The sequence below is a fragment of the Bacillus sp. M6-12 genome (genome assembly GCF_002860285.1).
GTDB lineage: Bacteria > Bacillota > Bacilli > Bacillales > DSM-1321 > Peribacillus.
This window is the reverse complement of sequence record NZ_PGVF01000015.1, coordinates 1-18,433: the sequence shown is the minus strand read 5'-3', so window position 1 is coordinate 18,433 and position 18,433 is coordinate 1. Positions and strand designations below refer to the sequence as shown.

The following is an 18,433-nucleotide window of genomic DNA, read 5'->3' as shown; positions in this document are numbered from 1 at the left end:
AAAGAAGCCATTTGACCCTTCAGCCCGGTCATTGAACTTCTTTAGTGGCACAGCGGGATGGAGCCTCTTTATCTTTCAGCAGGTTCTGAATTATAGCCGGGTTTCGAATTTTTGCTTCGTGATATAATATAAATAGTAATGGGCAGGTGAGAGCAATGTTCAGGAAAATAGTTCTTTTAATCATATGCACCGCAACACTGGCGTCTTGTACAAGGCAGGCTGAAGTTGTTAAGGAGGAACCGAAACAACAGCAGAAAAGTGAGATAGGACTCCAGACAAAAGAAGCTATTCCTGCCTCTTTTTTCCCTGCACCGCTCAAGGTGGTTGCAATTGGGGATTCACTTACAGAAGGAGTAGGATCCAGTCATAAAAATGGAGGCTATTTGCCCTACCTGAAATCACTGCTGGAGGAAGAAACATTCCTCCATACAGCTCAAATAAGTAATTATGGAAAAAAGGGAAACCGTACAGATCAGCTCCTAAGGAGGCTTAATAATCCTGAGCTGAAGCAGGAAATTGCCGCCAGTGATGCAGTAATCATAACAATTGGGGGAAATGATGTTATGAAGGTTGTCCGGGAAAACATTATGAACCTTCAAATGGAGCAGTTTGTCGATGCCAGAATAGATTATGAAACAAGGCTAAAAGAAATAATTGCAAAAGTTCGAAGCAATAATCCAAATACCGAAATTTATCTTGTAGGCTTATACAACCCATTCTCAAAATTTTTCAGTGAATTGGATGAGATCATGGGTTCTTGGAATTCAAGCAGCGAGATGGTACTGGCGGAATTTGAAAACACGCATTTTATACAAATAGGTGATGTATTTAAGAATTCCAAGGAAGACTTGCTGTTCACTGAGGATTACTTCCATCCAAATGACCGGGGCTATGAGCTAATTGCTGCTCAAATATACAAACAAATGGAAGAGTATTCAATTAAAGAGTATGCGTATAATTAACAGAGCTCAAATGAAAGGGGGAAGCTTATGGCAGGCAGCAGAAAGTGGAGAGCATTATTCTTTTCTTTGCTCTTTATTAATATCTTTGTGATCACTTTATTAATTATCCTTATTAGCCTACCGGCAACCCATGACAACATTGAGCAAGAAGGCAGAGTACATGAGGATATTCAATTTAAAGTCCATACAAATAAAAGTGATCTGAATAAATTAATTAATCGTTACCTGACTGATGAAGGCTTAAGAGGACCGATTGAATATCATGTAATTCTGGCTGAAGAGGTAGAATTATACGGAACAGTGCCAGCATTTGGCCGGGATTTTGAGATGAAGCTGACTTTTGAGCCAAAAGCACTGGAAAATGGCGATTTGCTATTAAAACAAAAATCCATGTCACTCGGTCAGCTTAATTTGCCGGTTTCGTATATTCTGAGTTTTATTAACAAACAATACAAAATTCCTGACTGGGTAAGCATTCAGCCAAATGAGGAAAAGATTTATCTTTCGCTGCAAAATTTAAAGCTAAAGAGTAATGTAAAAGTGAAGGCAGAAGAGTTTGATCTGGAAAATGACAAGATTTCATTTATTCTTTCTGTGCCAAACTAGTGAAACAAACCGGTGGCAAGCAGTTTACACCGGCTTGTTTTTATTTTTGCTAAGGAAATTATAAGATCAGAGTTATGGATAACTGAAGTACTGCGTCTATCTCTCTAGCTGCAGCGTCCAGTCCGGACGCATAAGACAAGGATGCTACGGCAGCGTTACATAGCACGAAACCAAGGCGACAGCTTTGCGAGGACGTCTAGTGCCGGCGTCGCGACAGGACAATGGCGACCTTAGCCGTCCTTCCTCTAACCAGTGAGCTTGAACTTTTGTCTTTTAAGGATGGAGAATAAGCGGCTTTATTCCGGGGCCTTTTCCTGCATAGCCGGTCAAATAAATGGAATATGCCTTGTCAGGATAGAACCGAGCCTGCTCCAGATCAAGAACAACGTCTGATGTTCCGGCCATCCTTACCTCTAAATCAATCGTCATTGGCATGATTCCCAAGTAGTCCGTAGCCTTGCGGTAAGAAAGATTTGGAAAAACAATATCTCCCTGTTTAACGGCAATATCAAAAGAAGGGGCATCAGGGCTTAAATGGACAAATCTGATTTTAGACTCTCCTGCAGGAATATAGGAATCATCCGTTAATACAACTAGCCGGGGATTATCCGTATGTCCTGCAACAGCGGCTGTTACCAATTTGCCTGTCGTTATTGTTACTTTGCCGCTTACGATTGTTTGAATCATTTTCCCGGAAGGATAGATGTCCAATTGATATTGCCCTTCCGGGAGTGACAAAAACTCACCTGCTGTCATGGTTGCTGCATTCTGAAATATCCTCATCCCATTCAGATATACGTCTGCATCAGGCGCGTCTAAGCATGCATGCAGGAACCGAAGTCTCCCGGGAAAAGTCTGAAAGGATTGAGGCAGCCATGCATTACTCCTAAAGCCCTGGGTGGCTTTTTTTAAATGATTAAAATGTTTATAATAATATTTTACATGCAGTTCGGGGTTTGAGTATTTATGATATTCGGCCAGCATGTAATACATAGATGCTTTTTGAAAGTGAATTGCCGTATTCCTTGACATATTTTCATCTCCCATCCCTGGTTATTGATAAAGTCAGAATATGCGAATAATACTGGGCAGGTGCACACGGTTGGGAGTATGTTTCAGACCGTTTTGACTGTTCCTTTTTGGGAAGCCGCGTGAATTTGTAATTATCAGTTTATGAAAACAAGCTTAAAACTTTCTTTAACTAGAGAAAAGCGTTAAAATGCTTTAAATAGGGAATAGTTAATAGAAATGTTCAGTGATTGGGAGGGATTTTTGATGTCTGAAAAAACAGAACTGGCAACCTTTGCAGGAGGCTGTTTTTGGTGTATGGTAAAACCTTTTCATGAACAGCCGGGGATTGAGTCAGTCATATCCGGCTATACAGGAGGCCATAAACCAAATCCGACTTATCGGGAGGTATGCAGTGATACGACAGGCCATTTTGAAGCCGTTCAAATTGCGTTCAATCCTGAAATATACTCATATGAAAAGCTGGTTGAATTATTTTGGCAGCTAATCGACCCAACAGATGCCGCAGGACAATTTGGTGACCGCGGAGAATCTTACCGGACGGCGATTTTTTACCATAATGAAGAACAAAGGGACGCAGCAGAGCGTTCGAAAAAAAAGCTTGGGGAAAGCGGCAAATTCAGCAGCCCAATCGTAACGCCAATCCTTCCCGCAAAGGAATTTTACCCTGCAGAGGAGTACCATCAGGACTATTACAAAAAGAACCCGGCACATTATGAAGCCTACCGGCACGGATCAGGAAGAGCTGGATTTTTAGAAAGAAAGTGGGGAAACAGCCAGGATGCCAAACTTTAACAAAGAGGAACTAAAGAAAAAACTTACGCCTATGCAGTATGAAGTAACTCAGAACAATGGAACAGAGCCGCCATTCAGAAATGAATACTACGATAATAACAGGGAAGGCATATATGTAGATATTGTTTCAGGAAAGCCTTTGTTTTCTTCCAGGGACCAGTATGATGCTGGCTGCGGATGGCCCAGCTTTACAAAGCCGCTTGAAGCAGAGGAAGTTTTTGAGAAAGAGGATTTAAGCTATGGGATGCGCCGGGTTGAAGTCCGGAGCAATACAGCGGATTCACATTTGGGGCATGTTTTTCCTGATGGCCCAGGTCCAGACGGTTTGCGCTATTGCATCAATTCCGCCGCACTGCGCTTTATACCAGCCGACCAGCTGGAAAAGGAAGGCTACGGCGAGTATAGGAAATTATTTTCCTGAAAAACAGAATTAGAAGCATTGAAAGTGGAGGGTATTCATTATGTTTAAGAAATTATTTGGAAAAAAAGAAAGTGAACCATTTGCAGGAGAACTGGCGGCTCCATTGACTGGAAAAGCCGTTCAGCTGGAAGATGTTCCAGATCCGGTTTTTTCTCAGAAAATGATGGGGGATGGAATTGCCATTGATCCAGCCGAGGGTGTTGTTGTTGCACCGGTCACTGGAGAAATCGTTCAAATTTTCCCGACCAAGCATGCAGTTGGGATTAAATCCAAAGATGGAATCGAAATCCTGATCCATATAGGCCTTGAAACGGTAGCTATGAACGGTGAAGGCTTTGAGGCTCATGTTAGCCAGGGGGATACGGTTAAAAAAGGGGACAAGCTTATCTCTTTTGATCTTGACCTGATCCGTGAAAAAGCAAAAAGCACCGTCACCCCTATCATCATCACCAATGGAGACGATTTTGGCGGTCTGCAAAAAACAAGTGAACAATCACTTACAAGAGGAACAACTGTATTATTGACAGTTGCTCAAAAGTAAGATATTTTGTCCGGATCCAAGAAATGGATCCGGATTTTTTACTGGGTTAAGGCGTGTACAGGCTGGAAATTAACCTCATTCACCCGTCATCAAACACCGGTAAAAGGGGAATTTTGTCGAGAAATCGATATTTTCGCAAAGTTACACGATAAATGGGGCAAGTTGAGCGATAAATTTTGAAGGTCGATGATAAATTGGTCTAAGTTGTAAGATAGCCGGTCAAATACACATACCCTAACGGGGTATCCGAACCGTTGACTAGCAGATACACCATTCTAAGTTGAAAAATTCATAATAAAAGTTGCTGATAAAGATAAAAAGTTGGATGATAAAACAGACTCCAAGATAAACTTTTCCCGGGAGAGAATGATCTCTATTCGTACGTTGCAAAAAAGTGAATTTATACTCCAAATAAGGGCTTAAAACGTCAAAAATTCGTTTGTGAATTAGTTGTGCTTGCTCCTATACCCCCAAGAGATCCTCATAAAATACCGTTTCAGATTTTGCGGCAGGCCAAAAGAAAAGCATGCGGAACCAAGTTAAGTCTTAATAAGTTTGTCCCCAAATATTATTATTAATTTTGAAGTATCTCCTTCAAGGCTTCCTTAAGCTTTGGATATTTGAATTGGAACCCCTCGCTTTCCAGTCTATCAGGTTTTACCCATCGGCTTTTCAACACCAATTCGGTTTCCGTATTGATAAACATTGCGCCCGTTTCAAGAAGCCATTTAGGAGACGGCAGACCAACTGGCACATTCATAGCTTTTCTTATCTGGCTCATCAGTTCCCAGTTGGTTACGGATTCAGGAGCCGAACAATTAAACACTCCGCTGACATGTTCTTTTTCGTGCAGGAAAATAACTATTCTGAATAAATCCTCCGCATGAATCCAGCTAAACCTCTGCTTTCCAGAGCCTTGCTTGCCGCCAAGGCCGAATCTCACCAGGTTTTTATATGGTGTCATAACGCCTCCGCCTGCACCCAATACAATGGCGATTCTAAGTGCAATTTGTCTTGTGTTGGGCAATGCGAAAGAGAAAAAGGACTTTTCCCATGCTTTTGCAACTTCAACGGAAAAGCCAGTTCCAATCTCCCCATCTTTTTCAGTCATCGGCCGGTCTTCGGCATGCCGATATATGGTTGCTGTACTTGAGTTGATCCATAAATGAGGAGGAGATTGGCAAGCAAGCACAGCGTTTCCTAGAATTTCGGTTGTCTCTGTCCTTGATTTCAAAATCTCATGTTTATTTTTGCTATTGTAGCGGCAATTTACCGACTTTCCTGCCAGGTTGATCAGAATCTCAGCATCCTCCAAAGCTTCTATGATTCCAGTTTTATCATTCCATGAAATATGAGCAGACTGCCTGGAAATGGTTTTTATGTCATATCCAAGATTCAGAAACTTCTGTCTAAAATAATCTCCGATAAACCCTGTTCCTCCAGCCAATACAACTTTCTTTTTCATTTCTATCACTCCAGCTGAATCTATTTTTATCAATTGTGATAATCCTATTTATCTATGCTCTTTATAGTGAAAAAGCGGTATATAAATATATTACGTTTATTCTTTAAAATAAGTTTCATAGAGTTTTTTAAAACTTTTATACTCTAAAGGGTTGACGTATGAGTGAAAATTAGGAATACTAGAATTTATATATTTATTATCTCCTTATCAAGAGAGGTGGAGGGATAGGCCCTGTGAAGCCCGGCAACCGCTGTTACTGACAGAATGGTGCCAAGTCCTTAAGAACACAATGGTGATCTTAAAGATGAGGAAGAGATTGTTTACCAAGCTCTTCCATAATCGGAGGAGCTTTTTATTTTACGAGGAAAGAAGGAATTACGTCATGGAGAATATCATCAAAAATTCAAGTCAGTCACTTCAATCAAATCAGGCGCCATTTCGGGCAGACCAGGTTGGCAGCCTTTTAAGGCCGGCCAGGTTAAAGGAGGCGCGGCTTCAAAGAGCGGCAGGACAGCTTACTTCAGAGCAGCTTAGAGCAATTGAAAACGAAGAAATCACCCGCGCTGTTGAAAAACAAAAGGAAACTGGGCTTCGCGCAGTAACTGACGGTGAATTCCGGAGGTCCTGGTGGCATTTTGATTTCCTGGAAAACCTGACCGGTGTTGAAGGCTATGAGACAGGCGGCGGGATTCAATTTCATCAAAAACAAACAAGTTCCCGTTCTATTAAAGTTACAAATAAACTTGATTTCAATGATCATCCTATGATAGAAGACTTTAAGTTTTTGCAGAATATTGCAGGGGATCATATTGCCAAAATGACGATTCCAAGCCCAAGCATGCTTCATTTCCGCGGCGAAATCGAAAAAAGTGCCTACAGTGACAAAAATGAATTTTTTCATGACTTGGCTATCACCTATAAAAAAGCAATTAAATCCTTTTATGATGATGGCTGCCGTTATTTGCAGCTTGATGATACGTCATGGGCTTATCTTTGTTCCGATGAGCAGAAAGAGCAGCTTCGTGCAAAAGGTTTGAACCCTGATGAGCTCAGTGCACTGTATTTGCAAACCATTAACACTGCAGTGGCAGACCGTCCGGAGGATATGAAAATAACAATGCATATTTGCCGGGGGAATTTCCGCTCCACTTGGATTTCATCCGGCGGCTATGAGCCGGTAGCGGAAAAGTTATTTGGCCACTTGAATATTGATGGCTTCTTTCTGGAATATGACAGCGATCGTGCTGGAGGCTTTGAACCGCTCCGTTTCGTACAGCGGCCAGACCTTCAGATTGTGCTTGGATTAGTAACCTCTAAATTTGGTGAATTGGAAAATAAGGAAGATATCAAGCGCCGGATAGATGAGGCTTCCCGTTATGTTGATTTAAGCCAGCTCTGCTTAAGTCCGCAATGCGGCTTTGCTTCTACAGAAGAAGGAAATCTGCTGACTGAAGAGCAGCAGTGGGCAAAGCTTCGTCATGTTGTAGAGATATCAGAGGATGTATGGAAGTAACGTATCATTCACAAAAACGATTGCAGGTAATTTAGTGGCATTTCTTTGTAAGTGCGGTTGCGCTTTGCTAATGAATACTCAATAGACAGAAAAGCTTAGGTGACCTTAGCAGGAATCAAAATTGGACACAATGAAATCCGCGGGACTTATGATATGCTCGCGGGTTAATTATTTTTTAAAAAATAAGAAAGAAGCATTCCTTTTTTAACAAGTACAGATATCTAGCTTCAGCGCCCAGCCCCGTCGAACAGGACAAGGAACGCTGCGGCAGCGATACATCGCACGAAACAAAGCCACAGCTTTGTGAGGAAGTGGGTCAGAACGGCGTTGCCACAGGACGAAGGTTGTAATACGAATTTAGTTACAACACTGGCGACTTTAGCCGTTCTTCCTCTGACCAGGGCGCTTGCGCTTTTCTTATTTAGAAGTTAATCCGCCTGAAAGTACGAATTTCATTGCTTCTTCAGGAGTAACATCAATGACTTCAATAAACTCTTTTGGTACAAAATAGGTGAAGCCTGCCACCTGGAAGGTTTGCGGTACAAAAACGGCAGCATACTCTTTTAATGGACTGTAAAAATCGTCAAGGTTTTCCGTTGTGATAAACCCGATGCTTTTTAATTCAGATCCAGGCTGTGTTACTAGGACTACCTTCGAGAACGACTTTTTATCGCCAAGAAATGAATGGACTGTGTCTTTAATGAAAGAGTAAATAGTTTTGACGACTGGGATGCGCGCCAGAATGCGATCGGCCAACTTAATGAGCGACCCGGTAATAAGCTGCGTAGAAAGCCAGCCGAGCAATGTAATCAGGGCAATAGTCAAAATCAGTCCAATTCCAGGTACATAAGCATCCTTTAAAACAGGGCGCAAAAAACTGCCCAGCAGGCTATCAAGAAACGTAAATGTTTTGAAAACAACATATATGACTAAAATGATCGGAACAATGGTCAGGATCCCGTTAATAAAATTTTTCAATAGTACTTTCATCTAGCAACTCCTCCAAAAACTCTAAATTACTCGGTTTTATTGCTTATAATTGAGGAGATCCGGATAAAACTCTTCGCCGTTTTGGTGTAAGGAGATTTTCTTTCTGAAACCTCAATCCTTATATTATGCGGCCCGTCCGCCAAACTGCTCGCAATATATAAAGAACGTTCTTTTTCAAATGGCCACCAGGTACTAAGGGAAGTAATGAATTTGTCATCAATATACACATTGAAGATTCCTCCATCGGGTCCCCTTAATACTTTGGCTCCAACTAATGATCCGCTGAATTCATATTCTAAGACTGCACCGGTGTGATGTGATTCCAGAAAACTGCCCTTGGGCACAAAGCCATCCAGGCGATCGGGTTTCATTACTTCTTGAAATCCCAAAAAGCTGTCTTCATAAAGCGGCGGCGGGAGTATAGCTGGCTTTTTGTTATTCGACGCATTTTCCCAAAGTTTGCTGTAGATTGTATCTGAATATAGCTGATAACCCTTTTCGTTAGGGTGGACAAGATCCCTTGTCAGCTCTTCTGCAGTATAACCGCTTGCTTGGAAGACTGGCCGCATGTCGATGCTTGCAGCCTGATAATGTCCTGTTATAGCCGCTATTTGCTTTGCAAAGTCATCGAAGGTAAGCGAGCTTTCTGTAATGGTGATCAGTTCGGCATTTGGGTGCAGAGTTTTTGCTTGCCTCATCAGCGATTCATATAGATGTCCGAACTCCCCTGCTTGCATGTACTTCCTGTCATTTTCTCCGAATACAAAAAATATTAAATCCACGGGCCTATTCTCTTTATGGCTGGTCAGTTTATATAGACCCTCAAATGCTGTAGCTCCGCTTTGAACGATATAGTCACCCTTAAGACGGATAGCATCTTCAATGAAAAATCGCCGCTCAAGGATTTTGAACCATCGCATCGCCGGATTTTCTGTGCCTGATCCTCGTCCAATGCTGTCCCCGATCACCAAATACGAAATTGCTTTTTTGTGATTCATTTTTTCATACACGCTGCTATTTTTGTCAAACCCGTATGTTTTTTCGGTGCTTCCAAACAAGATGAAAAGTATGACGATGGCCATGGTCGCAGAAGTAATGGAAAGAAGCATAAGAATAAAACGGTTTTTCAATTCATATCCCCCAACGTTGAATAATCGCTCTGTATTTTATGATCAAGAGTGGCACTTACACATACCATATTTTGGTGCAGCTGAAGGTAATTTAGTACATTACCATTTTACTGGTTAACACTACCTGAAAAGAAATTATACATCATCTTGCATGGATTGGTAAGCAAGTTTTCGCATGCTTCTGTGTCTTTTTTCGCAAATAAAAAGTTTTTATTTACCTAGGAATTAATATTTCCAGCTTTTTAGCCCTATAACGCATACTGAGCCTTCTGAAGACCACTTTAGGTTTTTCTGAAAAGTCTGATTAGCACATAATTTTCTTTTTTTATTTGGAAAATGGGCGAATGCACAGACAGGGCAGGGCCATATAACATAGTTTATTAGTGTAATCTCAATAAAGACAAGAAGAGGAGCGGATAATATGTACGGATACGGCGGATATGGCGGATATTGCTGTGGATATGGCGGCGGATATGGTGGAGGATTTGGATCTGGATTTGCGTTAATCGTTGTTCTATTCATCCTGTTAATAATCATTGGTGCTTCCTTCGTCAATTATTAATTTTGCAAAAATGACCGGCTATCCTTTTGGAGCCGGTTTTTTTACGTACAAATCGCTGATTGTCCACGGTTACATAAGTTTCAACTCAACCAAAATACGAACATTAAATATAACATTATTAAAATAGTTCGTAAAATAATTGACTGATAATTTCAGCTCTGATATAGTTACTTAGGGGAAAGATGAAATATGATTTTCCACTGGAGGAATTTGAATGAAAAATAATTATGATGTAATCGTTGTTGGAGCCGGACCAGCCGGTATTTTCACTTGTTATGAACTTTCTTTAAAAATGCCTGAAGCTAATATTCTGCTTATAGATAAAGGCCATGATATATATCGCCGCAATTGTCCAATTTTACAAAAAAAGATTGATAAATGCCCTCCTGCTGCCGGCAAGAAGGATTTTGCTGGTTGCCTGCCTGCCTGCTCGATAACGAATGGTTTTGGCGGTGCGGGAGCATACTCTGACGGTAAATTCAATATTACGAGTGAGTTTGGCGGCTGGATGACAGATTATTTGCCAAATTCACAGGTAGTAGACCTGATTAAATACGTTGATGAAATCAATTTAAGCCACGGTGCCACCACATCCATTACCGACCCAATGACAGAAGAAGTCCGTGATATTGAGAGGCGCGGTTATGCAGCGGGGTTAAAGCTGCTGCGTGCACAGGTAAGGCATTTAGGAACTGAACAGAATCTGCAAATCCTGCAAAGTATTTTTGAATATTTAAAGGATAAAGTGGAAATGGTCTTCAAAACTGAAGTTGAAGAGCTTCTGACTGTGAAGGAAAAGGGAACATATCGTGTGACAGGTATACAGCTAAAATCAGGGGAAAAGGTGACAGCTGAAAAGGTGGTAGTCACACCAGGCCGCGATGGTTCCAAATGGCTTACTTCTCTCCTTAAGGGACGCCGCCTGAAAATGATCAACAACCAGGTTGATGTGGGTGTAAGGGTAGAAACCTCGAATATTGTAATGGAAGAGATAAATAAGCATTTATATGAAGGCAAGTTTACTTTCAACACATCTGTTGGTACAACGGTCAGGACATTCTGCTCCAACCCATCAGGCCACGTAGTGGTGGAAAACCATTCGGGGATTATGCTTGCAAACGGCCATGCCTATAAGGACCCGGCACTTGGGAGTGAAAATACAAACTTTGCCTTGCTTGTATCCCATACGTTCGCTGAACCTTTTGATAAGCCGAATGAGTACGCACACGAGGTTTCCAGGCTGGCCAACGCACTATCCAATGGCGGACTCATCGTTCAAAAATACGGTGATATCTTAAAAGGGCGCCGTTCAACGGAAAAAAGGATTAAAGAAGGCTTCCTTGAGCCGACCTTAAAGGAAGCGGTCCCCGGTGATTTAGGTCTTGTTCTTCCGTATAATACATTAAAAAGCTTAATTGAAATGACAGAGGCTCTAAACCAGGTTACTCCGGGGCTCGCTTCTGAACACACGCTTTTCTACGGAATCGAAGCAAAGTTTTATTCAGCGCGTCCAAAGCTAAATGACCGCTTTGAAACCGAAATATCCGGACTGTATGTAGGCGGCGATGGAGCCGGAATCACACGCGGTCTTGCACAGGCAAGTGCATGCGGCGTATGGATTGCTCGAGATATTGTTGAAAAGTCAAAAACGAAGATTGTTCACGATGAACCTGTTACAGTGTAGCCATCTGCACGATACTGAGGTATAACTTTTTTCCTGCTGATTTTTTCAGCAGGAATTTTTTATGTAAAAAATTTTTTCTTTCTAGTAGTATAAAAGTATTCAACAAAATAACACGATACAGGAGTAAAGCTATGAAATTACAACATTTACAGGCTGGAGATGAAATCCGGGTAATTGCTCCATCTAGAAGTTTTGCTATTTTAAAATCTGAGCAAGTGGAAATTGCACAGGATAGACTGGAATCCTTGGGTTTTAAAGTAACTTACGGAAATAATACATCAGGGCATGATGAGTTTTTCTCAAGCTCCATAGAAGAAAGAGTGCAGGACATCCATGACGCTTTCCGTGACCCAAATGTGAAAGGGATATTCACTGCAATTGGCGGTTATAATGTAAATCAGCTCCTGCGCTACTTAGATTATGATTTGATAAAACAGAATCCAAAGGTATTATGCGGGTTTAGTGATATTACGGCATTACAATGGGCCATTTATCAGAAAACGGGATTGATTACCTATTCTGGTCCGCATTTTTCAAGTTTTGGGGTAAAGTACGGCTTTGACTATACCCTCGAATATTTTAAAAAAGCAATAATGGATAGTGAAGATTATGAAATTCTGCCAAGCGACAAGTGGAGTGATGATCCTTGGTACCTTGACCAGGAAAAACGGGAGTTTCATGAGCAGGGGCCATTCATGGTCCTGCAGCCGGGAAATGCAGAAGGCGAGGTATTGGCAGGAAATTTAGGTACACTAAATCTCCTTCAGGGAACAGAGTTTATGCCATCCATAAAAGATTGCATCCTGTTCATTGAGGACGATGAAGAAACCCATCCGCTGACATTTGACCGGAATTTGCAATCACTGCTCCACCTTCCGGATGCCACCAGCATCAAGGCGCTGGTAATCGGTCGTTTTCAACAGGACAGCGGCATGACCGATTACGCACTGGAAAAAATTATTTCTTCAAAAAAAGAATTAGAAGGTATACCTGTCATTGCTAATGTAAACTTCGGCCATGTACATCCTTTTGCTACGGTACCTGTCGGAGGAAGAGCTTTGGTGAAAGCTAACGGCAGCGGTGTTGAAATTAAAATAATTTTATCTTAAAAACACATTCATTAAAGATTTGCCGGGTTGGCTGCTTTGTTGTCAGGCCGATTGATCGAAAGAAGTGAGAGCATGCTTAATTGCGTCTATCCAAAGGATAGGCGTTTTTATTTTGACTGCGAAACTCAAAATGTAGTATTCCAGTATCCTGCCTTAGGAAAAAAATTAAAAACCTCTCTGTTCACTATCGATTTTATGTCCTCAAATTCTTCTCACGGGTTTATGAAGACTTTGAAGATTCACTTTCTAAGCAAGATTTCCATTAGGTGTACATACAATTTACTATATTGCTTGTTTTACGGCTGGAAAAGAGGAGAAGGGTGCGATGAATGTATCATATTTAATCAAACCGATGTTAAATGCTGCATATCCGGTTATTAGCCATGGGAAGGGCGTTTTTTTATTTGATAGGGAAGGAAAGGATTATCTTGATGCTTCGTCTGGGGCGGTGACAGCGAACATCGGCCATGGAGTCCAGGAAGTTGTAGCAGCGATGGCTGAGCAGGCAAACAAGGTTTCGTTTGTTTACCGCTCCCAGTTTACGAGTGAAGCTGCCGAAAAGCTCGCAGAGAAAATAGCCAAGATGACGGATGGAAGGCTAAAATACAGCTTTTTTGTAAACAGCGGGTCAGAGGCGACCGAGACAGCGATGAAAATAGCGATCCAATTTTGGCAGGAAAAAGGGAGGCCCTCTAAGCACAGAATTATTTCACGATGGAGAAGCTATCATGGTATTACGATTGGAGCGCTTTCGATGTCAGGGCATACTGCAAGAAGGGCAAGGTTCACACCATTGCTGGAAGATTTCCCGGCAATTGATCCCCCATATTGCTACCGATGTCCATTTAATAGTACATACCCATCCTGCGGTCTTGCTTGTGCAAATCAGCTGCAAACGGCAATAAAAAGGATCGGGGCCGAACAAATTGCAGCTTTTATCGCCGAGCCTGTTATTGGTGCAGCAGGTGCGGCCATAGCGCCGCCTGAGGGTTATTTTGAAAAAATTAAAGATATTTGTGAAGACAATGATATTTTATTTATCGCTGATGAAGTGATGACCGGATTTGGAAGGACTGGGAAAATTCTTGCCTGCGATCATTATCAAGTTGTGCCCGACATTGTTGCTTTTGGCAAAGGTATGAGCGGCGGATACACTCCAATAGCTGCTGCTGTAGTCAGTGAGAAGGTTTTAAACCCTATCTTGATTGGATCAAAATTAATTATGAGCGGCCATACGTTTAGTGCGAATCCACAATCCTGTGCAGTATCACTTGCCGTTTTAAACTATGTAGATGAAAATCGGATAGCAGAAAAAGCGGAGGAGACAGGCAGATATTTATGCAATTTGCTGAAGAAGCTTGCTCAGGGTTTCCAGTTAATAGGGGATTTAAGAGGAAAAGGGCTGCTCCTAGGATTGGAGTTTGTGCGCAGGAAAGACACGAAGGAGCCTTTTGCAGTTTCTGCCGGGGTCACCACATTGATTATAGAATTAGCGGCGAAAAATGGTTTGTTATTATACCCTTCGGCAGCAGGCGAGGAAGGTGCGGGCGGTGATGCCGTGATTATCGCTCCGCCGCTGACAATCACTAAAAGAGAATGTGAAGAACTTGTCCGCAGGCTGCGGAAAACGCTGGAGGAGGCAGAAACGATTATTCAGGCTGCCTATATGAATGAGGAATAAAGGAAGTGTACCTATGCTGGACAATACCTTTCAAAAGATAACATCTATAGATGAAATCAGGCACTTTTTTAAAGATGGCATGACGATCATGTTTGGCGGGTTTGGCGGAATAGGGACACCGCCGGGACTGGTTGATGCAATAATCGAAAGCAATATTAAGGAACTTACATTGATCGGGAATGATACTGGATTTCCCGACATCGGCATTGGCAAGGTTGTTACCAATAAACAGGCAAAAAGATTAATAGTTTCCCATATTGGATCCAACCCTAATGCCGGCAAATTTATGACAAACGGCGAGCTTGAAATTGAGTTTTCACCCCAGGGGACCCTTGCTGAACGGATTCGCGCAGGAGGGATGGGGCTTGCGGGAATCCTGACAGATGTTGGTGCTGATACAGAAGTGGTTAGCCAAAATAAGCAAACATGTGAAATAGATGGAAAACCATTTCTGATAGAGACAGCCCTAACTGCAGATATATCAATTGTTCTTGCCCAAAAAGCAGATCCGTACGGTAATCTGATTTTTAACAAAAGTGCAAGAAACAATAATCCGCTTGTCTCCATGGCCGGAAAGGTTACTATCGCGGAGGTCGATGAGATAGTTCCGCTTGGGGAGCTGGATCCCGAAGCCATCATTACCTCCGGGGTGTTTGTAGATTATATTATTCCGTCAAAGGGGGTCAATTGGAAGTGGGTCTGGGAGCAGAAGTAAGAAACAAAATCGCCAAACGGGCCGCTGCTGAGATTGAGCATGGGATGCTTGTGAATCTTGGAATCGGGATTCCTTCGCTTGTTCCTGATCATCTGCCCGCCGGCAAAACGGTCATGTTTCATGCGGAAAATGGGATTACTGGTATGGGGCCTTCCCCGGCTGCAGGGCAGGAGGATGCCAATCTATGCAACGCAGGCGGATATCCCGTTACATTGCAAAAAGGAGCTTCCTATTGCGACAGTGCAACAGCCTTCGGGATGATAAGAAGCGGCAAGATCGATATTACGATTTTAGGAGCTTTACAGGTAAGCGGTTCTGGGGATCTTGCCAATTGGATTGTGCCTGGTAAAAGAGTTCCTGGAATGGGCGGAGCAATGGACCTGGCAGCGAAAGCAAAAAAAGTAATCGTCGTAATGAACCACTGTGACAAAAATAGTTCAGCCAAAATTGTGGAGAAATGCACACTTCCCCTGACAGCAAAATCCTGTGTCCAGCTGGTTATTACTGAGATGGCTGTCTTCGAAGTATACAGTGAAGGATTATCGCTAGTTGATCTATTCAGCCCTTACACAATAGAGGAAGTAAGGGAAAAAACAGCAGTGAATTTTACAATCTCAGACAGTCTGAGAATATTAAAATATTAACATTGCGTGCTCCGTAATTCATGTAAGAGGAGGAGTTGGATGGAGAGTAAGGAAAAAGTGAAAAATTGGCTGAAGGAGAATAGGAACAATGGAGTAAAGTTCCTGCAGCGGCTCGTACAGGAACCAAGCCGGAGAGGTCAGGAAGGGAAGGCTCAAGCAATTATAGTCGAAAAATGCAGGGAGCTTGGCCTTTCTATTGATCTGTGGGAATTAGGCGGAGAGATGCTGACAAGCCACGCCAACTTTCACTGTGATCGCAGCCAGTTTGAAGGAAACCCGAACCTCGCAGCAGTAAAAAGCGGAACAGGCGGAGGTAAATCGATTATCTTAAACAGCCATATTGATGTGGTGCCGGAAGGAAACCTGAAGGATTGGGACAATGATCCGTTCAGTGGAATAGTCAAGGATGGAAAGGTTTACGGACGTGGAGCCACAGACATGAAAGGCGGGACTGTCTCGCTGTTATTGGCGCTTGAGTCACTGCATGCATCTGGAATTGATTTAAAGGGTGATGTGGTTTTTCAAAGTGTGATTGAGGAAGAAAGCGGCGGCGCAGGTACTCTGGCTGCCGTATTGCGGGGTTATAAAGCTGATGGAGCCATAATACCAGAGCCGACCAATATGAAGCTTTTCCCGCTGCAGCAGGGTTCCATGTGGTTCAGGATAACAGTAAAAGGCAAGTCTGCCCATGGCGGCACCAGATATGAAGGAGTCAGTGCTATCGAACAGGCAATGAAGGTAATTACCGAGCTGCAAAAGCTTGAAAAGGCAAGGAATATTAGGCTTAACCACCCGCTTTATAAGAGTATCCCAATTCCCATACCGATTAATATTGGGAAGCTTTCCAGTGGTGAGTGGCCTTCCTCCGTACCAGATATAGCGGTAATCGAAGGCAGGATGGGGATCGCCCCGACTGAAAGGGTAAAGGATGCAGAACAGGACCTTGAGGATTGTATCTGCAGTCTCAATAGCGAGGATGCATGGTTCTCCACGAAACCGGTCGAGCTGGAATGGTTCGGTGCAAGATGGCTTCCTGGGAGCCTTGAACTGAATCATCCGTTAATGGAAGTTCTGTCAAAAAATTTCACTTCAATTATCGGGGAGAATCCATTAATCGAAGCCTCTCCATGGGGAACTGACGGAGGCATTTTATCAAATGTCGGAGAAATCCCTGTTGTTGTTTTCGGGCCTGGAACAACTGCAGTTGCACATGATGCAAATGAATTTATCGAAATCAGCAAAGTCATTGAGGTGGCGGAGGTTATTGCCTGCACTTTAATTGATTGGTGCGGGGAAGCAGGAAAAGAATAATGGGGGGATAAGAAGATGGGCGTTGAAAGATCGATTTCATTAAAAACAGAATTTCCAGGCCCGAAATCAAGAGAACTTTTACAGATGAAGGAAAATAATGTTCCGAGCAAGCTGGTGATTGTGCTTGAATCTGCCATTGTTTCTTGCGCGAGGCCATGAAAAAATCTGAACAAAAACTGATACGCGGCCAGGATTATTTTTTGGACATATATCTTGATCCTTTTAATAAGCGGGCAAGAGTTGATGATTATCGCGGAAATTTTGACCACTGCCTGAGCGAAGCGGTACTATCGGCTGAGGAAATGAATGCAGAAAAATTAATTTTTAAAGCGAGAAAAGAAGATTTGATCCGGTTGGTATCGGCGGGATTCGAACTCGAAGCGTTAATCACAAAATACTTTTCCGGCAGTGATGCTTATTTTCTTGTTAAATATTTTAAAGCAGGCCGAAGGGATAGTCCGGAATGGCAAAAGGAAGATGACATTGTAAAAAATGTTCAGCATCTTCCATCAGTCGGACCGATGCCCAATCCGCCTGCCGAGTACGAAATGAGAAGAGCTCAGCTTGCTGATGCACCGCAGCTTGCAGAACTTTATAAAAGCGTATTTCAAGTGTATCCCGTCCCGATGAACAGCCCTGACTACATCCGCGAGGTTATGGAAAGTGACACGATTTTTTATGTTTACCAGCACAACGGCAGGATTATCAGCGCTGCATCAGCTGAAATAAACCGCATCTACAATAATGCGGAAATAACCGATTGCGCCACTTTGCCTGAACACCGGCAGTTTGGCCTAATGAAGCTGCTGATTGCCGGACTGGAAAAGGAGCTTTACCAAATGAAAATATATTGCACTTATTCGATTGCCCGCTCGCTGTCCTTTGGGATGAACGCAGCGCTTCATCAGCTGGGTTATGTGTTTGGAGGAAGGCTCGCAAATAATTGCTATATTTTTAGCAGCCTGGAAGATATGAATGTGTGGGTAAAAAATCCATAAAGATGCCGAAAATCCGGCAGGAAAATGACAATTTTCCGGCACTCGCTCATATACATGTAACAAGGAAAGAAAAGCGGAAGCGCCCTGGTCAGCCCCGACAAGCATAAGACGAGCGCTGACAGAAGGCGCTTTTTGCCTTCGGAAGTGATTGGCTAATGACCTCGAGGGGCTGGGCGCTGGAGCTGGACATCAGAGAAAAGCGGAAGCACCCTGGTCAGAGGAAGAACGGCTAAAGTCGCCAGTGTTGTAACTAAATTCGTGTTACAACCTTCGTCCT

Annotated in this window: 19 protein-coding genes and 1 riboswitch; of the genes, 15 read left to right on the top strand and 4 right to left on the bottom strand. The window is 42.7% G+C overall.

Features of this window, described 5'->3' with window-relative positions:
* Positions 1 to 155: 155 nt before the first annotated feature.
* Together CVD28_RS17390 and CVD28_RS17385 are read left to right on the top strand one after the other, a co-directional pair.
* Entirely contained in the window at positions 156 to 962 is an 807-nt protein-coding gene (locus tag CVD28_RS17390; protein ID WP_101594305.1) for an SGNH/GDSL hydrolase family protein, read from the top strand.
* A gap of 27 nt (positions 963 to 989) precedes the next feature.
* Positions 990 to 1,568: a YpmS family protein gene (locus CVD28_RS17385; protein WP_101594302.1), complete on the top strand. Its 579-nt coding sequence runs from the start codon at positions 990 to 992 to the stop codon at positions 1,566 to 1,568.
* Between the two features lie 273 nt (positions 1,569 to 1,841).
* On the opposite strand, the gene CVD28_RS17380 is transcribed toward CVD28_RS17385, so the two are convergent.
* Positions 1,842 to 2,600, bottom strand: coding sequence for a DUF4397 domain-containing protein (locus CVD28_RS17380; protein ID WP_180954202.1), 759 nt, complete (start codon positions 2,598 to 2,600; stop codon positions 1,842 to 1,844).
* Positions 2,601 to 2,843: 243 nt separating this feature from the next.
* Here CVD28_RS17380 and msrA point away from each other — a divergent pair, with 243 nt between their 5' ends.
* The 3 genes from msrA to CVD28_RS17365 are packed head-to-tail and all read left to right on the top strand — an operon-like array spanning position 2,844 to position 4,354.
* The gene (gene msrA, locus CVD28_RS17375; RefSeq protein WP_101594296.1) at positions 2,844 to 3,392 is read left to right on the top strand and encodes a peptide-methionine (S)-S-oxide reductase MsrA; all 549 of its coding nucleotides are present in this window, start codon (positions 2,844 to 2,846) and stop codon (positions 3,390 to 3,392) included.
* On the top strand, positions 3,379 to 3,813 hold the full coding sequence (gene msrB / locus CVD28_RS17370) for a peptide-methionine (R)-S-oxide reductase MsrB (RefSeq protein WP_101594293.1): 435 nt from the start codon (positions 3,379 to 3,381) through the stop codon (positions 3,811 to 3,813). Before msrA ends, msrB begins: the two co-directional genes overlap by 14 nt.
* 40 nt (positions 3,814 to 3,853) lie before the next feature.
* The gene (locus CVD28_RS17365) at positions 3,854 to 4,354 is read left to right on the top strand and encodes a PTS sugar transporter subunit IIA (RefSeq protein WP_101594291.1); all 501 of its coding nucleotides are present in this window, start codon (positions 3,854 to 3,856) and stop codon (positions 4,352 to 4,354) included.
* A 574-nt stretch (positions 4,355 to 4,928) separates the two neighbouring features.
* Here CVD28_RS17365 and CVD28_RS17360 read toward each other — a convergent pair.
* A complete protein-coding gene (locus CVD28_RS17360) occupies positions 4,929 to 5,819 on the bottom strand; it encodes a TIGR01777 family oxidoreductase (RefSeq protein WP_101594288.1) in 891 nt (296 codons plus the stop codon).
* 201 nt (positions 5,820 to 6,020) lie between these two features.
* A riboswitch (SAM riboswitch) is annotated at positions 6,021 to 6,130 on the top strand.
* 71 nt (positions 6,131 to 6,201) lie between these two features.
* Between CVD28_RS17360 and CVD28_RS17355 the strand changes: the two genes are divergently transcribed.
* Positions 6,202 to 7,332 carry a 5-methyltetrahydropteroyltriglutamate--homocysteine S-methyltransferase gene (locus CVD28_RS17355; protein ID WP_257985904.1) on the top strand — a complete coding sequence of 377 codons (1,131 nt, stop codon included), beginning with the start codon at positions 6,202 to 6,204 and terminating at the stop codon, positions 7,330 to 7,332.
* A gap of 417 nt (positions 7,333 to 7,749) precedes the next feature.
* Here the strand turns inward: CVD28_RS17355 and CVD28_RS17350 are convergent, their stop codons facing one another.
* On the bottom strand, positions 7,750 to 8,322 hold the full coding sequence (locus tag CVD28_RS17350) for a DUF502 domain-containing protein (RefSeq protein ID WP_101594286.1): 573 nt from the start codon (positions 8,320 to 8,322) through the stop codon (positions 7,750 to 7,752).
* Positions 8,323 to 8,348: 26 nt separating this feature from the next.
* Entirely contained in the window at positions 8,349 to 9,452 is a 1,104-nt protein-coding gene (locus CVD28_RS17345; RefSeq protein ID WP_101594283.1) for an SGNH/GDSL hydrolase family protein, read from the bottom strand.
* Positions 9,453 to 9,873: 421 nt separating this feature from the next.
* Between CVD28_RS17345 and CVD28_RS17340 the strand changes: the two genes are divergently transcribed.
* The 9 genes from CVD28_RS17340 to ablB all read left to right on the top strand — a co-directional run bounded on the left by CVD28_RS17340 (position 9,874) and on the right by ablB (position 18,156).
* Complete coding sequence (locus CVD28_RS17340; protein WP_101594281.1) at positions 9,874 to 10,014, top strand: YjcZ family sporulation protein; 141 nt, start codon at positions 9,874 to 9,876, stop codon at positions 10,012 to 10,014.
* Positions 10,015 to 10,228: 214 nt separating this feature from the next.
* Positions 10,229 to 11,698 (top strand): NAD(P)/FAD-dependent oxidoreductase, encoded by a 1,470-nt coding sequence (locus tag CVD28_RS17335; RefSeq protein ID WP_101594279.1) that lies wholly within the window; start codon positions 10,229 to 10,231, stop codon positions 11,696 to 11,698.
* Positions 11,699 to 11,829: 131 nt separating this feature from the next.
* The gene (locus tag CVD28_RS17330) at positions 11,830 to 12,807 is read left to right on the top strand and encodes a S66 family peptidase (RefSeq protein ID WP_101594276.1); all 978 of its coding nucleotides are present in this window, start codon (positions 11,830 to 11,832) and stop codon (positions 12,805 to 12,807) included.
* 325 nt (positions 12,808 to 13,132) lie between these two features.
* The gene (locus CVD28_RS17325) at positions 13,133 to 14,488 is read left to right on the top strand and encodes an aspartate aminotransferase family protein (RefSeq protein ID WP_101594273.1); all 1,356 of its coding nucleotides are present in this window, start codon (positions 13,133 to 13,135) and stop codon (positions 14,486 to 14,488) included.
* Positions 14,489 to 14,501: 13 nt separating this feature from the next.
* Positions 14,502 to 15,203 (top strand): CoA transferase subunit A, encoded by a 702-nt coding sequence (locus CVD28_RS17320; protein ID WP_374702543.1) that lies wholly within the window; start codon positions 14,502 to 14,504, stop codon positions 15,201 to 15,203.
* Positions 15,182 to 15,847 carry a 3-oxoacid CoA-transferase subunit B gene (locus CVD28_RS17315; RefSeq protein WP_101594267.1) on the top strand — a complete coding sequence of 222 codons (666 nt, stop codon included), beginning with the start codon at positions 15,182 to 15,184 and terminating at the stop codon, positions 15,845 to 15,847. The genes CVD28_RS17320 and CVD28_RS17315 overlap by 22 nt, the downstream gene beginning before the upstream one ends.
* A gap of 39 nt (positions 15,848 to 15,886) precedes the next feature.
* Positions 15,887 to 17,158, top strand: coding sequence for a peptidase (locus CVD28_RS17310; RefSeq protein WP_101594264.1), 1,272 nt, complete (start codon positions 15,887 to 15,889; stop codon positions 17,156 to 17,158).
* Between the two features lie 15 nt (positions 17,159 to 17,173).
* Complete coding sequence (locus CVD28_RS28190; RefSeq protein ID WP_180954201.1) at positions 17,174 to 17,317, top strand: hypothetical protein; 144 nt, start codon at positions 17,174 to 17,176, stop codon at positions 17,315 to 17,317.
* Entirely contained in the window at positions 17,314 to 18,156 is an 843-nt protein-coding gene (gene ablB, locus CVD28_RS17305) for a putative beta-lysine N-acetyltransferase (protein WP_101594261.1), read from the top strand. The genes CVD28_RS28190 and ablB overlap by 4 nt, the downstream gene beginning before the upstream one ends.
* The last annotated feature ends 277 nt before the right edge of the window (positions 18,157 to 18,433 follow it).

Bases quoted from the DNA above. Each gene is read 5' to 3' on its own strand.
- CVD28_RS17385 (WP_101594302.1), top strand. From the start codon at position 990: ATGGCAGGCAGCAGAAAGTGGAGAGCATTATTCTTTTCTTTGCTCTTT.
- CVD28_RS17340 (WP_101594281.1), top strand. From the start codon at position 9,874: ATGTACGGATACGGCGGATATGGCGGATATTGCTGTGGATATGGCGGC.
- CVD28_RS17390 (WP_101594305.1), top strand. From the start codon at position 156: ATGTTCAGGAAAATAGTTCTTTTAATCATATGCACCGCAACACTGGCG.
- CVD28_RS17325 (WP_101594273.1), top strand. From the start codon at position 13,133: ATGAATGTATCATATTTAATCAAACCGATGTTAAATGCTGCATATCCG.
- CVD28_RS17350 (WP_101594286.1), bottom strand. From the start codon at position 8,322: ATGAAAGTACTATTGAAAAATTTTATTAACGGGATCCTGACCATTGTT.
- msrB (WP_101594293.1), top strand. From the start codon at position 3,379: ATGCCAAACTTTAACAAAGAGGAACTAAAGAAAAAACTTACGCCTATG.
- CVD28_RS17365 (WP_101594291.1), top strand. From the start codon at position 3,854: ATGTTTAAGAAATTATTTGGAAAAAAAGAAAGTGAACCATTTGCAGGA.
- CVD28_RS17320 (WP_374702543.1), top strand. From the start codon at position 14,502: ATGCTGGACAATACCTTTCAAAAGATAACATCTATAGATGAAATCAGG.
- msrA (WP_101594296.1), top strand. From the start codon at position 2,844: ATGTCTGAAAAAACAGAACTGGCAACCTTTGCAGGAGGCTGTTTTTGG.
- ablB (WP_101594261.1), top strand. From the start codon at position 17,314: ATGAAAAAATCTGAACAAAAACTGATACGCGGCCAGGATTATTTTTTG.
- CVD28_RS17335 (WP_101594279.1), top strand. From the start codon at position 10,229: ATGAAAAATAATTATGATGTAATCGTTGTTGGAGCCGGACCAGCCGGT.
- CVD28_RS17360 (WP_101594288.1), bottom strand. From the start codon at position 5,819: ATGAAAAAGAAAGTTGTATTGGCTGGAGGAACAGGGTTTATCGGAGAT.
- CVD28_RS17330 (WP_101594276.1), top strand. From the start codon at position 11,830: ATGAAATTACAACATTTACAGGCTGGAGATGAAATCCGGGTAATTGCT.
- CVD28_RS17310 (WP_101594264.1), top strand. From the start codon at position 15,887: ATGGAGAGTAAGGAAAAAGTGAAAAATTGGCTGAAGGAGAATAGGAAC.
- CVD28_RS28190 (WP_180954201.1), top strand. From the start codon at position 17,174: ATGGGCGTTGAAAGATCGATTTCATTAAAAACAGAATTTCCAGGCCCG.
- CVD28_RS17380 (WP_180954202.1), bottom strand. From the start codon at position 2,600: ATGTCAAGGAATACGGCAATTCACTTTCAAAAAGCATCTATGTATTAC.
- CVD28_RS17355 (WP_257985904.1), top strand. From the start codon at position 6,202: ATGGAGAATATCATCAAAAATTCAAGTCAGTCACTTCAATCAAATCAG.